This window comes from Halobacterium sp. NMX12-1, assembly GCF_040435975.1.
Taxonomy (GTDB): domain Archaea; phylum Halobacteriota; class Halobacteria; order Halobacteriales; family Halobacteriaceae; genus Halobacterium; species Halobacterium hubeiense.
Window position 1 is genome coordinate 2,397,506 of the sequence record NZ_CP159204.1, and the last position, 14,173, is coordinate 2,411,678.

The following is a 14,173-nucleotide window of genomic DNA, read 5'->3' on the forward strand; positions in this document are numbered from 1 at the left end:
TCCCGGTTCGCGTTGGGCGCGTTTCCGGCACGCTCTTGTCGGGGCGCCCCCGAACGCGGGTATGCAGCGACTCAGCGGCCTGCTAGACGGCGACGGCGACGCGGCCGTCGCCCTGTTCGTGGACGGGCCGAACGTCCTCCGCGAGGAGTTCGACGTGGACTTAGACGACGTGCGCGAGACCGCGGAGGCGGCCGGCCGGCTGGCCGTGACGCGGCTGTACGTCGACGAGCACGCGACGCCCGAACTGATGCAGGCCGCGGAGGCCCGCGGGTACGACGTCCGCGTGACCAGCGGGGACGTGGACGTGAAGCTCGCGGTGGACGCGACGGAACTCGTCGCCGACGAGAGCGTGGACGTGCTCGCGGTCGCCTCTCGCGACACGGACTTCAAGCCCGTACTGGAGACCGCGGGGCGGCGCGGCGTCAGCACGCTCGCCATCGCGCCCGGCGAGCACGGCCGCTCGGACGCGCTCCGGAACGCCGCCGACGACGCGGTCGTGCTCGGCGAGTAGACGGACAGGTTTTCGGGCACCGACCGCCAACCCCGGGACATGACCGACCTCGGGACGCCCGTACTGGACGACCACCTCCACCTCGACGCCGACAACCGCGGCATCGACGCCGTCGAGGACTTCGTTCACCTCGGCGGCACGCACCTGCTCGTCGTGAACAAGCCGTCGTGGCACCACGGCGTCGAGGCCGACGAGGGCGAGGACTTCCGGCCGGTCTTCGAGGAGACCATCCGCCTCGTCGAGGAAGCGAGCGAGATTCTGCCGGGCCGGGCGTGGCCCGTGCTCGGCGTCCACCCCGGCCTGATTTCGCGACTGGTGGACGACCGCGACTTCGCGCCCGAGGACGCGGGCGAGCTGATGCGCGCGGGCATCGACGTCGCCGCCGAGTACGCGAGCGACGGCCACGCGGTCGCGCTGAAGTCCGGCCGCCCGCACTACGACGTCAGCGACGCCGTCTGGGAGGCGTCGAACGAGGTCATTCGACACGCCTGCACGCGCGCCGCCGAGACCGGGGTCGCACTTCAGCTCCACACCGAGGCGACCGAGGACCTCACGGACGTCGCAGAGTGGGCGGAGGACGCCGGGTTGCCGCCCGAGCGCGTCGTGAAACACTACGCCAGCGGCGAACTCGACGGCGTCACGAAGAGCGTGATGTGCGAGAAGGACTACCTCGAAACTGCTGTCGAGGTCGGCGAGCCGTTCCTGATGGAGACGGACTTCGTGGACGACGCCGACCGCCCGGGCGCCGTGATGGGGCCGAAGACCGTACCGCGGCGCGTGCGCTGGCTCCAAGAACAGGGCCACGACGACGCCATCCGGGTCGCACACGTCGAGACCCCCGAAGCCGTCTACGGCATCGACACCCGCGCGACGCTCGACGAGTAGCGGCGAGGCGGCGGTTTCGGCGTGGTCGGACCGTGCGGACGCGTGGCTCGCCGCTCCGTTGAAGGAAAGGCCTTTGTCTCGGGCGGCCGGCGTACGGAGTATGAGTGCCCCCGAGGAGGAGTTCTACTCCGAGGAACGCTGGCAGAACTGGCTCGACCGGCTGCGCGACGAGGACATCGACCCCGAGGACGAGGACTCCGCGCGCCTCCTGTTGAACCTCCAGGACGACGTCGCCATCGCGGTCGCGAAGATTCTGAAGGCGTACGACAACGACGCCATCGACGACGAGGAAGCCCTCGACGAGCTCACCGACATCCGCGAGGTCGTGCTCTCCGAGCCCGACTTCGAGGACGAGGACAAGCTCATGCTCGTGGACGGCGTCCAGACGAGTCTGGTCTGCGTGTTCTACAGCGCCGAGCAGTACCTCGCCGACGGCGTCGCCGACGAGACCGACGTCACCGGCTACGTGCAGGCCGCCGTCGAAGCCGAGCAGGAGGAAGACCTCGACCGCGCGCTCGGCCTGAGCGCCTGCGCCGGCACGCGCGTCATCGACGGCGACGACCTCGACATGGACGTCCTCGACGACGTCGAGTACGGCCTCGTCACGGAGTGGGTCAACGGCCTCGATAGCCTCCAGAGCGCGCTCTCGGACCCCGAAGTCATCGAGGACGACGACTGACGACCGCCGGCCAGTCTGCCGCGCGCCGTCGCGACGGGGCGACGAGTGCCGCCGAACCGCTGAAACCGCTCATTCTCCGTCGTCGAACCAGTCCCGCCACGTGTCGCTCTCCCAGTCGAACCAGCCGCCGGCCCAGTCGTCGAGCCAGTCGCGGAACCACTCGCGGAACCACTCGCCGTCGTCCGCTTCCTCGTTCTCGTCCTCGTCGGCCGCTTCGACGTCCACGAAGTCCCGGCTGCCCGCGCCGTCGTTGCCGGCGTCGTCTGCGGCTCGCTCGACAGTGACTTCGTACGTGCCGGCGGCGACGTCGTCAAGCGCGCGCTCGTAGACGAAACCGGGGCCGTCGCCGCGGCGCGAGAAGTCCGCGAGCGCGAGCGTCTCGTCGTCCGGCCCATCGACGTCGACCGTGAGCGACGCGAGTCGTTCGTCCGAGGACACCGCGACCAGCATCGACTCCGGCGACCGCGAACTCGCCAGCACCGTGACCGCCGGCGCGTCCGTGTCCGGCGCGGGCGTCAGCGTCACGTCCACAGTTCGAGTCGTCGACTGGTCGCCGGCCGCGGCGGTCACTCGAACCGTCACAGTCTGCGTCGTGGTCACGCTCGACGCCGCGAGGGTCACGCGGTCGCCAGTGTTCGCGGACAGCGACGCGTACGCGCCGCCGTCGACGACTGCCCACTCGAACGTCGCCGACTCCCCGCCGGAGTGGTTCGCCGTCGCGGTGAGTGTCGTCGAGCCGGGCGTCTCGATGGCCGCGCTGTCGACGGACAGCGACGCCGAGAGCGCGTCGTCGTCGCCGGCGACCCGTCTCTCGTCCTCGAACAGCAGTTCCCCGGACGTCTCGTGAACCGCGTAGACGGAGACGACATCGCCGGCGGACGCGTCCACTGCCAGCGACGGCCGCCACGTTTCACCGGGTGCAAGCGAGCGCTCGCCGCCGACTGACTCGGTCGCGACGCGGTCGCTGGCGCCGCCGGCTTGGACGACCACCGACAGGTCGCGATACGGGACGGTCGCACCACCCATGTTCGTGAGCGAGAGCGCGACGCCGCCGGCCTCGGCGGTGAGCCGGCCGTCGAGGTCGACGGTCGGCGCCCGAGTCCACGCGGTCGAGGACGATCGTGCCGCCGACCGCCGAGACGCTGACGACGACCGCGACCAGCAACACGGCGCCCACCTGCGTCGACTGGCCCCGAGCCGAATTCACGACAGGGAGTTTACAATCGGCTCCCAAAAGTCTACGTAATCGTCGCGGGGCGAGAGGCCGGGAGAGGCACTGTTTTTTAACGCGTGGCGCCCTTTCGGCAGGCATGAACTGGCGAGGGGACGACCGAGCGCAGTCCGTCCAAGTCGGGGCGATACTGCTGTTCGCCACGCTCGTCATCGCGCTCTCCATCTACCAGGCGACGGTCGTCCCCTCGCAGAACGCCGACGTCGAGTACCAGCACAGCCAGACCACGCAGAACCAGCTGACCGACGTGCGGAACGGGATTCTGCGGTCGGCGGCGACCGGGACGACCCAGCCCGCGTCGGTGACGCTGGGCACCCAGTACCCCTCCCGGGTCTTTCTGATGAACCCGCCGCCGGCGACGGGGACGCTCAGCACGAGCGACGCCGGGGAACTACGGCTCACGAACGTCGCGGCGAGCAACCCCGAGACGGACGACTTCTTCGAGAGCCGGAGCGACGCGTGGCGCTCGCAGACGAAGACGCTGTCCTACGAGCCCGACTACAACGAGTACGACAACGCGCCGACCCTCCTCTACGAGTCCTCGATACTCTCGAACTACTACCCGAACAGCGACGGCGAGCCCGCGGTCCCACTGTCGGACCAGCTGCTCGTCAACGAAGACTCGAAGACGCTCACGCTCGTCGCGCTGAACGGCTCGCTCTCGACGACCCGAGCGAGTTCAGTCAGCGTCGAACCGGCGGCGCTGAGTGCGCCCTATCAGTCGATTCCCGTCGAACCAGACTCCGGGACGACGATGACGCTGACGGTGCCGACGCGGGTGTCCCCGGGGACGCTCGCGAGCCGCACGAGCCTGAGCGCCGCCAACGTGAGTCCGGGGCCGACGCCGAACACGGTGAACGTGACGCTCACCGGCGAGTACACGCTCCGCACCGCGAAAGTAGGGGTTGGAACTGGGACGACCGAGCCCGCCGAGGAGTACCTGACGCTCGTCGGCAGCGGCCCGGGCAACGAGTCCGTGACGGTGGAAGTCCGGGACCGGTTCAACAATCCCGTGAACGGTGTCACAGTCAACGTTACCGCGGCCACGAACCCCTTCGAGCGAGCGAGTCGCGTCACCGGCGACGACGGGCGGGCGACGTTCGAGGCCGCCGACGGCGCGAGCGGGCCGGCGACATTGGAGATACTCGGTGGCGCCGCCCACGAGAACGTCACCGTCGAAGTGGAGGCGGCCGCGGGGCCTGTCGGCCCCGGCGGCAGCGGCGGGCGGCTCGTCTACCTCGGGGACGGGACGGCGTTCGACGGCGAGGACATCGACGCGATTCCCGGGGGACTGAACTTCACGATACGGAACACGTACGCGTCGAGCGTCAGCATCACCGACGTTACCGTCGAACCCGAGGACATTGACCTGAACGGGCTCTCGGACAAGGCCACCGGCGAGGGGTACGGGCGAAGCGAACTGCACGTCGACGTGCCCGCGACGGGGGACAGCGCGGTCGTGGACGTGCCGCTGACGGACCCCCAGTACACGTACGTCAGTTCGCGGGGGCTGACGCTCTCGCTGGCGAACTCGACGGAGGAACGGGTTTACGACACGACCACCGACGCGTTCGAGACCGCGGTCGTTCCGAGCCCCGGCGGGCCCGTGGAGCTGGGCGGCGGTGGGGAGGCCGAGGTGGCGTTCGCGGAGTTCCACGAGGTCGCGGCCGGGGGCGCGAACGCGGTGAACGTCTCCGGGCAGGACTTCCGCGTCACGGTCTCGTACACGCAGAACGGCGAATCGCGCAGCGACCAGTTCGTCGTGTACGCGCAGTCGCCCGAAGCGAACGGCGGCGGCGGTGGCGGCGGAGGGGGCGCGACCGAGCCGACGCTGGAGAGTTCGTCGGTGACCGACCGGAGCGACACCGGCGGCAGCAACAACGACCGGCAGGCGCGCTTCGACGTGTCGTACAGCGTCTCTGACCCGGACGACCGCTTCGACAGGGTTGAAGTCGAGTTCAGCAGTCCGCAGGACACGGAGACACTCACCAGTACGTCGCTGGCCGACACGCTCACGTACGTCGGCCCGCCGGGGTCCGCCAGCAACCAAGCGGGCGATTACACCATCAGCGTCGATGTCTACGACGTGGACGGGAACGTCGTGGACAGCACGGTCTACACGGAGACGCCCGACGGCCAGCAGGGGTAGCGCGGAGGACGTTACGACGCCCGTCGAAACCCCCATCGACAAACCCATATGACCGTTTCGCGTAGACGAGCGCATGACCAGCGTCGGCATCGACGCCATCGAAGTGCGAACGGGACGACTGAAACTCGACCTCGCGGAGACGTTCGCGCCCGAGCAGGGCGACGACCCCGAGAAGTACACGAAGGGGCTGGGGCTGTTCTCGTCGTCGTTCCCGGACGCCTACGAGGATATCGTGACGATGGGCGCGAACGCCGCCCATCGCCTGATGGAGCGCAAGGGTCTCGAACCCGAGGACGTGGGTCGCATCGACGTCGCGACGGAGTCGTCGTTCGACAACTCGAAGCCGGTGTCGACGTACATCGCGGGCTGTCTCGAACAGGTCTACGACGGGGACTTCCACCACGCGAACAAGGGCGAGCGGAAGTTCGCGTGCATCGCGGGGACGCAGAGCCTCGACGACGCGGTGAACTGGATTCTCGCGGGGCGGAACCGCGGCCGCGGCGCGCTCGTCATCGCGACCGACACCGCGCTGTACGCCCGGGACTCCTCGGGTGAGGCGACGCAGGGCGCGGGCGCCGTCGCGATGTACATCACCGAGGACCCGGACCTCGTGGAACTCTCCACCGAGCAGGGGTACGGCTCCGCGGACGAGACGGACTTCCTGAAGCCGAACCAGCAGTTCCCGAGCGTGGACGGCAAGCGCTCGGTGCAGGTGTACCTCGCGCGGATGCGCGAAGCCCTCGAGGACTTCGAGCGCGCGGCGGGCGACACCCACCCCGACGACTACGCGTTCATCCCGTTCCACACGCCGTTCCCTGGGATGGTGCGGAAGGCCGCGGTGCTCGGGTATCGGCACATGATTCGCGGGACAGACGTCGAGGAGGAACTCGCCGAGGACATCGGCCGACAGCCGCGCCGCGACGACTTCGACTCCCGCGAGGCGTTCGAGGAAGCGATGAGCGACTACGTGGACGACCTCAAGGAGACCGACGCGTACCGCGAGTGGTACGGGGAGGCCATCGACCCGACGCTCTCCATCTCCAGTCAGGTCGGGAACTGGTACACGGGTTCGGTGCACATCGCGCGCGTCAGCGCGCTCAAGCACGCCGTCGAGGAAGGCCGGGACCTCGCCGGGCAGAAGCTACTGGTGGCGTCGTACGGCTCCGGCGCGCAGGCCGAGATTCACGAGGAGACCGTCCAGCCCGGCTTCGAGGACGAGCTCGCCGAGCTGAACGTCGACGAGCAGGTCGAGCGCCGCTACGACCTCTCTTTCTCGGAGTACGAGCAGATTCACGACCGGCACAACCACGAGAAGAGCGTCGAGCTGGAGCCGTTCACGCAGCCGGACAGCGAGTTCGTCTTCGACGGCTGGGGCCCAATGAACGAGCGCCAGTACACGTACGTCGAGTAGTCAGCGGTCTTCGAGCGCGAGCGCGGTGCCGACGGCCGCGAGCGCGCCGGCGAGCACGCCCGCCGGCACCCCCAGAACTGCCGACGGCCAGATTATCTCGCTCAGGAGCGCGGTGACGCCGACGGCGACGACGCCGAAGACGACGGCACCGACCAAAAGCGACGCGAGCGCGGTCCTCATGCGTGTTCGCGGAGCGCGGCGAGCATCTCCTCGATGTCCATCTCCGTGACGGCGAGCGCGTAGCCGTCGCGCTGGGCGAGCGCGGGCGCGTGCTCCCAGAGGTCGTCCTCAGAGAGCCCGTGGAGGAGGACGGCGTTCGGCGTGGGGTTGACGACGCGCAGCGCGACCAGCGGGCTCTCGCCGCGGGAGACGTTCGTAAACGAGAGCACGCGGCTCGTGGACTGGCCGTACAGCCGGTAGAACTCGTCGGAGCGCAGCCGGCGGATGGCCTCGATAGAGTCGATGACGGTGTGACCGGTGACGGTGTCGCGGTCGCCGGCGACGACTTCGGTGGCGCCGACGGCGTCGTAGAGGTCGCTGGCGGGGAGCGCGGTCGGGTACTCCTGGAGGTCGAGGACGACGTCGCTGTCGAAGCCCGCGGAGAGCACGCGGCCGTACTGCCGGATGTGGTCGCCGCCGCGGCGCTCGTCGATGTCCAGCAGCGCCTCGACGACGCGCGTGACGAGCGCGATGCCGGGGCTGGAGCGGCGCCCGCTCTCGTAGTCGGAGACGACAGACGACGAAACGTCGAGCTCCTCGGCGAGGGCGGTCTGGGAGACGTCGAAGTCGGTGCGCCACTTCCGGAGCGTGGCGCCAGGGTCGTCGCTGAGCGTGATGTCGCCGGCGATGCGCTCCGCGAGGTCCGCGCGCGGGTCGTCGGTCATGGCCGAACGTCGGGGGTCGCCGCCAAAAAGCCTGCCGGAGAACTTCGACACCTGCCGAAGGGAAAGAGCCATTCTCGTGTGAGACAGTCACACGCGTATGCCCTCGACGGTCGTCCACGTGGCGTTCGGCGCGCTGGTGGCGACGGCGCTCCTCCGGGAGTTCGACGCGAGGACGTTCGCCGCCGTCTGCGCGTTCGCCGCGCTCCCGGACGTGGACACGTTCCTCGGCGTCTGGATAGCTGGCGGCCACCGCGCGCTCCTGCACACGGCGCTGTTGCCCGCCGTGCTGGGCGCGCTCGTCTACTGGGACACGCGCCGCGCGGAGTCGTGGCTGCACGGACGATTCGGACGAAACGGGCCACACGTCGCCGCCGTCGGCGTGCTCGCGCTCTTGTTCGGCGGCGTCCTCCCCGACCTGATGACCAACGGCGTGAACCTCCTGTATCCCGTCCACGACCGCTTCTACACGTTCGCGGGGTCGATAGAGATCTCCAGCGCGGAGGGGGTCGTCCAGACGTTCGTGGACCTCGGGCCGGACGGCAGCAGCGTCGGCGGGACCACGGAGAACACCCACTACTACACGGGCGTGGACTTGGAGCGCGGCAGCGACCCCGCGGGCGCCGAGCGCGTGTTCCCCGTCGTCTCCTCGGGCCTCCAGCTGGTCGTCGTCCTCACCGCCGTCGCGGGCGTCGTCGGGCGGTTCCAAGCCAAACGCTAACGCCGCGACAGTCCAAGCCGAGATATGGTCAGACCGTACGCGGACGCGGACAGCGACGCCCTCTGGGAACTGAAGCGCGGCTTCGAGACGGGACTCGGCGAGGGGACTGGCGACGAGGCCAAGCAGGCCGCCTACGAGGCGAAACTCGACGACGACTACCGGAGCGAGTGGCTGGCGTGGGTGGGCCGCTGCGTCGCCGAGAACGAGCGCTGCGTGCAGGTCGCCGAGAGCGACGACGGGCTCGCGGGCTACGTGTTCGTGCTCCCCGAGTCGATGGCGTTCGTCTGGGACGCCGCCGTCCTCAACGAGATTTACGTCGCCCCCGAGTTCCGCGGGACGGGCGTCGCGGACGACCTGATGGACGCCGCGCTCAGCGTCGCACGCGAGCAGTCGTTACCGCTGGACCGGCTGGTGTTAGACGTGGACCGGCAGAACGAGCGCGCGAAGGCGTTCTACGAGCGACACGGCTTCCAGCACTGGGGCGAGATGGTCGCCCGCGACCTCTAGGTGGCGGTGACGGCGCCGAGCACGCCGCCGACGGCGCCGAGGACCACGGGGTAGACGACGCCCGCGAGCAGCACGCCGAGCGCGTACTCGGGGTGAATCGCGCTCCCGCCCGCCGCGTACTCGAAGACGAACAGGCCGACGACCGCCAGCACCGCGTAGCCGGCGACGACCATCGCACCGGCCTGTGCGCCGGCGGAGGCGTCCGCCGCGTTCGCGTACCGCGCGAGCACGAAGCCGCCGAGCACGACCGCGACCGCGGGCACGAGGTACAGCAGCATCGACGCCTCGCCGCCGGCGACGAGGTTCCGCGTGGTCTGTCCGCCGAGCGACGGGACCGTGAAGCCGACGCCGTGGGCGTTGTAGAACAGCCAGCCGACGGCCTTCCACGCCGGAATCGGGTCGCCGCCGAGGAACTCCGCGATGACGTTGAAGCCCTCGAGTTGCTCCTGGACGTTCGACGACTGCCAGAGGTACGTGACGAGGTAGCCGAGGACGTACGTGACGACGCCGGCGACGGCACCGACGCCGAGCTGGGTGCCGCGGGAGGTTCGGGTAGCGGGTTCGGACATGGTTGTGATGCTCGCCGTGGAGTAAAAAGCCTTTGTGGCGACTCGCCCGGCGGAGTTCGCGCTACAGCCGCGCTACCACCGACCGAACAGTCGCTCCCGGAGGGTCCGCGCGGACGGGCGCTCGGTCAACAGGACCGGCGTCTCCAAGCGCTCGATGGTGTCGAACGCCAGCGACCCGCGGACGATGCGCGACAGCAGGCCGCGCTCGGTCGCGCCGACGACGACCAGGCTGTACGCGGGAGCGAGTTCGCTGATCGTCTCCTCGACGCCGCCGACCTCGACGCGGAGGTCCGCGTCTTCGAGCTGGTGGCTCGCCGCCCAGTCCGCGAGGAACTCACGGCCGGCGTCCGCCCCGCCCTCGTCGACGACGTGCAGCAGCGAGACGTCCACGCCGACGGTCTCCCGGAGAGCGCGCGCGACCTCCGCGGAGAGGTCCGAAGACGGGCCGCCCGCGGTCGGCACGAGGACGTCCGAGAGGTCGAACTCCTGCCCGTCGAACACGAGGAAGTCACAGGGCAGGTCGTGGGTGAGTTCGTCGAGCGCGCCCTCGGCGCGGCCGCCCGCGAACTGGGCGCCGCCGTACCCCATCACGACCGCGTCGGCGTCGTTGGACCGCGCGGCGTCGAACACCTCCTCGATGCCGCGGTGGGAGAGAATCGTCTGCGTCTCGATGGGGACGTCGAACGCTTCCGCGTCCGCTTTCGCCGCTGAGAGGAGCTCTGCGGAGGTGGCGTCCAGCTCCGCGCGGCGCTCGGCGGCGGTCTCCAGCGACGTCTGGTCGGGCACGGTGACGACGTGCGTGGCGAGGACGCGGCCGCCCTCGTGTTCCGCGAGCGCGCCGGCGAGCGTGATGAGCGCGCTCTCCGTGCGCGGGTTCGACAGCGCGACCATGACCGTCGGTCCCTCCTCGCCAGTCGGCGCGACGGAGTCGGCGGCCTCGACGACCTGGTCGGGGAGGTCGTCCTCGCGGCGCCGGATGTAGTTCGAGAGCACGCCCCGCTCGGTCGTCTCGCTGCGCGCGTACAGGAAGTACCACGCCAGCGCCGCGGCGACGAACGCCGCCGCCAGCGCGATCTCTCGGGCATCCATGAACGCCACGAGGCCCAGCGACAGCGCCGCGCCGAGAATCGGCGTCACGGGGTAGAACGGCACGGTGAAGTCGGGGTCGTACTCGGGGACGTCGGCCTCCCGGAAGACGATGAGCGCGACGTTCATCAGCGCGTACACGATGAGGTGGAGGACGCTGGCGGCCTTCGACAGCACCTCGATGTCCTGTCCGAGCGCCGCGATGAACACGACGATGAGGCCGCCGGTGACGAGAATCGAGCGGTACGGCGTCGCGTAGCTGGGGTGAATCTCGTTGAGCCAGTTGGTGACGATTCTGTCGCGGCCCATCGCGAAGTTGATGCGCGCGGACGCCAGAATCGAGGCGTTCGCCGAGGACGCGGTCGCCAGCAGCGCGCCGACGGTCATGACGGCGGCCGCGGCGGCCGCGACGCCGCTGACCGGGCCGATAGACGCCGGGAACGCGATTTCGGCGGCCTGCGCGACGGGCGCGTCCTGGCTGAGTTCCGGCCACGGGACGACCCCGAGCATGATGGACACCAGAACCGCGTAGACGACGGTGACGATGCCGACGCTGCCGAGAATCGCGATGGGGAGGTTCCGGCCGGGGTTCTTGAGCTCCTCGGCGACGGTCGCGATCTTCGCGTACCCGAGGAAGGAGACGAACACGAGCGCGGTCGCGGGCAGGATGGCGCCGGTGCCGTACGGCGCGAGCCCGCCCTCGCTGACGAGCGTGGCGTAGTCGAAGGTGGTGAAGCCCGCGAGCGCGAAGACGGTCAGAATCGAGAGGAGCGTGAAGACGATGACCGTTTGGATGCCGCCGGTCTCCTTGGCGCCGATGTAGTTGACGCCGACGAAGAGGAAGCCGGCGACCAGCGCGCCGACCTGAATCGGGTTGAGGAACGCGACGGCGGGGAGGCCGACGAAGACGGCGAGGTACTGGCCGAAGCCGATGCAGTAGAACGCGGAGGCGAACGCCAGCCCCATCCAGTCGCCCATGCCGGCGATGGAGCCGAACATCGGGCCGAGCGCCTTGTTGATGTAGTAGTAGCCGCCGCCGGCCTTCGGCATCGCGGTGCCGAGTTCGGAGACGGAGAGCGCGTTCACCATCGCGATGACGCCGCCGACGACGAACGAGACGACGACGATGGGGCCGGCGGCGTTCGCCGCGACGCCCGGGAGCACGAAGATGCCCGCGCCAATCATCGTCCCGATGCCGATGGTCATCGCGGAGACCAGCCCGAGGTCTTTCGCGAGTTCGTCGTCGCTCATTCGTCTGTGTCGGTCCGCGGGAGCGCGATTACGGGGCGGTCGGCCTGCGTGACGAGCTTCAGCGAGTGGTCGCCCGACAGGAACTGCACGAGGCGGTTGCCGCCGCGGGAGCGGTACGCGACGGCGGACGCGTCGACCTCCTCGGCGGCGTCGAAGATGGCGCCGACGACGTCCCGGGCGTAGGCGGTGTGGCCGTCGGCGTCCGGGAAGACGGCGCGGACCGCGGCGAACGCGTCGGCCGCCACCTGTTCGGACTGTTCGACCGGCGTCTTGTCCGGGACGCCGTCGCCCTTCTCGACGACGTGCAGCGCGGTCACCTGTCCGGGGTCGTACGGTTCGAGTGCGGTCGCGGTGGCTGCCGCGTCGTCCTCGTTGGCCACCGGGACGAGGACGTGTGCGAGCAGCGGTTCACCGTCGGTTTCGCGCCCGTTCATACGGACGCCTAGCTACTGGAGCGTATAAGAACGTCTCTTTTCCATACATCCCTTATTAGTGAGTGGACGGAAGCGCAGAATTTCTCGTCTTTTTTCGCCGGTTCCGGTTCGGGGTCGCCGGAGAGTCAGTCGCGCGCCCCGAGTGCGGCGGCCCGTGCCGGGCTACGGATTCAGCCCGGAGATGGCGGCGCGAGCGAACACGAGCACGGGGATGATTTCGAGGCGGCCGACCCACATGTTGAGCGTGAACATCGCTTCCGCCAGCGGCGACATCGTCGGTCCCGTGATGCCCGAGGAGAGGCCGACGTTCCCCTGCGCGCTGGCGACCTCGAAGAGCGCGTCGGCGTACCCGAACTCGGGGCCGGCGAGGTTCACGAGGACGACGCTGGTGGCGGCGAGCACGAGCAGCCACAGCAGGCTGACGATGGCGGCCTCGCTGAACTCCCGCTCCATGGACTCGCGGTCGAGCAGGCGGTCGCCGATGCGGGCGGTGACGACGGCGTTCTTCGGCAGGAACACGCGGGAGAACTGCCAGACGATGCCGCGGGCGATGGTGTACCCGCGGATGATCTTGATGCCGCCGACCGTCGACCCAGCGGCGCCGCCCAGCACCATCGCGCCGACGACCATCACTTTCGCGCCCGCGAGCCAGCGGCCGATGGGCGCGGACTGGAACCCCGTGCAGCTCAGCGCGCTCACCCACTGGAACGTCGAGTCGCGGATGGCGTCGAGCTGGGCGGCGTCGAGGCTCGGCACCGAGAACGGGAGGAACGACTGCGTCGCGAACGCGCCCGACGTCGAGGGCACCGACAGGACGTTCTGCGCGGAGAGCACCGCGACGCCGAGCGCCAGCAGGACGAACAGCCAGCGCGTCTGGAGGTCCGCGACGAGTTCGCCGACCTTCCGGTCCTTGAGCACGACGTAGTGGACCGGGAACGCGATGGCGCCCAGAATCATGATGGGGAGCAGGACGGTCTCGACGAGCGGCGAGTTGTACGTCGCAATCGAGTTGTCCGTCACGGAGAACCCGCCCGTGGTGAGCCCGGTCATCGCGTGGTTGAGCGCCTGCCACGCGACCTCCCAGAGTTCCAGCGACCGGGCGTACTCGCTGTCGCTGTAGTGAATCGCGCCGAACAGCAGGGCGAACGCGAGGACGGTGTACCCGACGACGAGCTTCCAGACCGTGCGGACCGTGGAGACGACGCTCGGGTGAATCTTCTCCTCGCGGGCCTCGCTCTGGTAGAGCGCGTAACTGCCGCTGCCGGGCCGGGAGAGAATCGAGACGGTGAGGACGATGACGCCGACGCCGCCGACCCACTGGATGAACGACCGCCACCACTGGAGCGCCCGGGGCAGCGACGGCTCGTGAATCGCCATCGTCAGCCCGCTGCCCGTCCACCCGCTCATGCTCTCGAAGAACGCGTGCAGCGGGTCCCGGAAGTACGCGAGGCTGGACAGCGTCGTCGTGCCGGCGACGCGAATCGGCTCCCACGCGCTCGTGTCCGCGGCCGCGGGGACGAACGCCTCCATGGCCGCGGGCGGCGTCAGCCACGCCGTCAGGAAGAACGGGAGGCCGCCGAACGCCGCGACCATCAGCCACCCGCCGGCGGCGATGACCATCCCGTGTTTCATCTTCGGGTCGGGCGCGTCGGCGAACGCGCGGTTCGCCGCGCCGCCGACGCCGGCGGTCACGCCCGCCGCGAGGAAGATGGCGAGCGCGGCGTGGTACTCCCGGAACGCGAGCGCGACCAGCGACGTGAGCACCATCAAGCCCGCCTCCATCAACACCAGCGACCCGACGTCTCGCGCGATGATTCGGAGGTCGGTCGGGAGCAGACCGCCGTTGTTCCGGGGCATG

The 14,173-nt window shown here is 69.6% G+C and carries 14 protein-coding genes; 7 read left to right on the top strand and 7 right to left on the bottom strand.

Features of this window, described 5'->3' with window-relative positions; genetic code table 11:
- The first annotated feature begins 61 nt into the window (after positions 1 to 61).
- The 3 genes from ABSL23_RS14515 to ABSL23_RS14525 all read left to right on the top strand — a co-directional run bounded on the left by ABSL23_RS14515 (position 62) and on the right by ABSL23_RS14525 (position 2,075).
- On the top strand, positions 62 to 511 hold the full coding sequence (locus ABSL23_RS14515; RefSeq protein ID WP_353634263.1) for an NYN domain-containing protein: 450 nt from the start codon (positions 62 to 64) through the stop codon (positions 509 to 511).
- 39 nt (positions 512 to 550) lie between these two features.
- The gene (locus ABSL23_RS14520) at positions 551 to 1,396 is read left to right on the top strand and encodes a TatD family hydrolase (protein ID WP_353634264.1); all 846 of its coding nucleotides are present in this window, start codon (positions 551 to 553) and stop codon (positions 1,394 to 1,396) included.
- 100 nt (positions 1,397 to 1,496) lie between these two features.
- A complete protein-coding gene (locus tag ABSL23_RS14525) occupies positions 1,497 to 2,075 on the top strand; it encodes a DUF2150 family protein (RefSeq protein ID WP_059057335.1) in 579 nt (192 codons plus the stop codon).
- Positions 2,076 to 2,144: 69 nt separating this feature from the next.
- On the opposite strand, the gene ABSL23_RS14530 is transcribed toward ABSL23_RS14525, so the two are convergent.
- Positions 2,145 to 3,101: a hypothetical protein gene (locus tag ABSL23_RS14530; protein ID WP_353634265.1), complete on the bottom strand. Its 957-nt coding sequence runs from the start codon at positions 3,099 to 3,101 to the stop codon at positions 2,145 to 2,147.
- 284 nt (positions 3,102 to 3,385) lie between these two features.
- Between ABSL23_RS14530 and ABSL23_RS14535 the strand changes: the two genes are divergently transcribed.
- Positions 3,386 to 5,455, top strand: a complete 2,070-nt coding sequence (locus ABSL23_RS14535; RefSeq protein ID WP_353634266.1) for an Ig-like domain-containing protein — start codon at positions 3,386 to 3,388, stop codon at positions 5,453 to 5,455.
- A 73-nt stretch (positions 5,456 to 5,528) separates the two neighbouring features.
- The gene (gene hmgB, locus ABSL23_RS14540) at positions 5,529 to 6,866 is read left to right on the top strand and encodes a hydroxymethylglutaryl-CoA synthase (RefSeq protein WP_353634267.1); all 1,338 of its coding nucleotides are present in this window, start codon (positions 5,529 to 5,531) and stop codon (positions 6,864 to 6,866) included.
- Here the strand turns inward: hmgB and ABSL23_RS14545 are convergent, their stop codons facing one another.
- A complete protein-coding gene (locus ABSL23_RS14545; RefSeq protein ID WP_059057339.1) occupies positions 6,867 to 7,046 on the bottom strand; it encodes a hypothetical protein in 180 nt (59 codons plus the stop codon).
- Positions 7,043 to 7,750 carry a helix-turn-helix domain-containing protein gene (locus ABSL23_RS14550; RefSeq protein ID WP_353634268.1) on the bottom strand — a complete coding sequence of 236 codons (708 nt, stop codon included), beginning with the start codon at positions 7,748 to 7,750 and terminating at the stop codon, positions 7,043 to 7,045. Before ABSL23_RS14550 ends, ABSL23_RS14545 begins: the two co-directional genes overlap by 4 nt.
- Before the next feature lie 97 nt (positions 7,751 to 7,847).
- Between ABSL23_RS14550 and ABSL23_RS14555 the strand changes: the two genes are divergently transcribed.
- Both ABSL23_RS14555 and ABSL23_RS14560 read left to right on the top strand, forming a co-directional pair.
- A complete protein-coding gene (locus ABSL23_RS14555; RefSeq protein WP_353634269.1) occupies positions 7,848 to 8,468 on the top strand; it encodes a metal-dependent hydrolase in 621 nt (206 codons plus the stop codon).
- A 24-nt stretch (positions 8,469 to 8,492) separates the two neighbouring features.
- Entirely contained in the window at positions 8,493 to 8,975 is a 483-nt protein-coding gene (locus ABSL23_RS14560) for a GNAT family N-acetyltransferase (RefSeq protein ID WP_353634270.1), read from the top strand.
- On the opposite strand, the gene ABSL23_RS14565 is transcribed toward ABSL23_RS14560, so the two are convergent.
- From ABSL23_RS14565 to ABSL23_RS14580, 4 genes are all read right to left on the bottom strand, one after another.
- On the bottom strand, positions 8,972 to 9,544 hold the full coding sequence (locus ABSL23_RS14565; RefSeq protein WP_353634271.1) for a transporter: 573 nt from the start codon (positions 9,542 to 9,544) through the stop codon (positions 8,972 to 8,974). The genes ABSL23_RS14560 and ABSL23_RS14565 overlap by 4 nt on opposite strands.
- 72 nt (positions 9,545 to 9,616) lie before the next feature.
- Positions 9,617 to 11,881, bottom strand: coding sequence for an amino acid permease (locus ABSL23_RS14570; RefSeq protein ID WP_353634272.1), 2,265 nt, complete (start codon positions 11,879 to 11,881; stop codon positions 9,617 to 9,619).
- Complete coding sequence (locus ABSL23_RS14575; protein ID WP_353634273.1) at positions 11,878 to 12,315, bottom strand: universal stress protein; 438 nt, start codon at positions 12,313 to 12,315, stop codon at positions 11,878 to 11,880. Before ABSL23_RS14575 ends, ABSL23_RS14570 begins: the two co-directional genes overlap by 4 nt.
- A gap of 162 nt (positions 12,316 to 12,477) precedes the next feature.
- The gene (locus ABSL23_RS14580) at positions 12,478 to 14,172 is read right to left on the bottom strand and encodes a potassium transporter TrkG (RefSeq protein ID WP_353634274.1); all 1,695 of its coding nucleotides are present in this window, start codon (positions 14,170 to 14,172) and stop codon (positions 12,478 to 12,480) included.
- Position 14,173: the final 1 nt, after the last annotated feature.

Coding starts and splice junctions, on each gene's coding strand:
- ABSL23_RS14515 (WP_353634263.1), top strand. CDS start 62: ATGCAGCGACTCAGCGGCCTGCTAGACGGCGACGGCGACGCGGCCGTC.
- ABSL23_RS14520 (WP_353634264.1), top strand. CDS start 551: ATGACCGACCTCGGGACGCCCGTACTGGACGACCACCTCCACCTCGAC.
- ABSL23_RS14525 (WP_059057335.1), top strand. CDS start 1,497: ATGAGTGCCCCCGAGGAGGAGTTCTACTCCGAGGAACGCTGGCAGAAC.
- ABSL23_RS14530 (WP_353634265.1), bottom strand. CDS start 3,101: ATGGGTGGTGCGACCGTCCCGTATCGCGACCTGTCGGTGGTCGTCCAA.
- ABSL23_RS14535 (WP_353634266.1), top strand. CDS start 3,386: ATGAACTGGCGAGGGGACGACCGAGCGCAGTCCGTCCAAGTCGGGGCG.
- hmgB (WP_353634267.1), top strand. CDS start 5,529: ATGACCAGCGTCGGCATCGACGCCATCGAAGTGCGAACGGGACGACTG.
- ABSL23_RS14545 (WP_059057339.1), bottom strand. CDS start 7,046: ATGAGGACCGCGCTCGCGTCGCTTTTGGTCGGTGCCGTCGTCTTCGGC.
- ABSL23_RS14550 (WP_353634268.1), bottom strand. CDS start 7,750: ATGACCGACGACCCGCGCGCGGACCTCGCGGAGCGCATCGCCGGCGAC.
- ABSL23_RS14555 (WP_353634269.1), top strand. CDS start 7,848: ATGCCCTCGACGGTCGTCCACGTGGCGTTCGGCGCGCTGGTGGCGACG.
- ABSL23_RS14560 (WP_353634270.1), top strand. CDS start 8,493: ATGGTCAGACCGTACGCGGACGCGGACAGCGACGCCCTCTGGGAACTG.
- ABSL23_RS14565 (WP_353634271.1), bottom strand. CDS start 9,544: ATGTCCGAACCCGCTACCCGAACCTCCCGCGGCACCCAGCTCGGCGTC.
- ABSL23_RS14570 (WP_353634272.1), bottom strand. CDS start 11,881: ATGAGCGACGACGAACTCGCGAAAGACCTCGGGCTGGTCTCCGCGATG.
- ABSL23_RS14575 (WP_353634273.1), bottom strand. CDS start 12,315: ATGAACGGGCGCGAAACCGACGGTGAACCGCTGCTCGCACACGTCCTC.
- ABSL23_RS14580 (WP_353634274.1), bottom strand. CDS start 14,172: ATGCCCCGGAACAACGGCGGTCTGCTCCCGACCGACCTCCGAATCATC.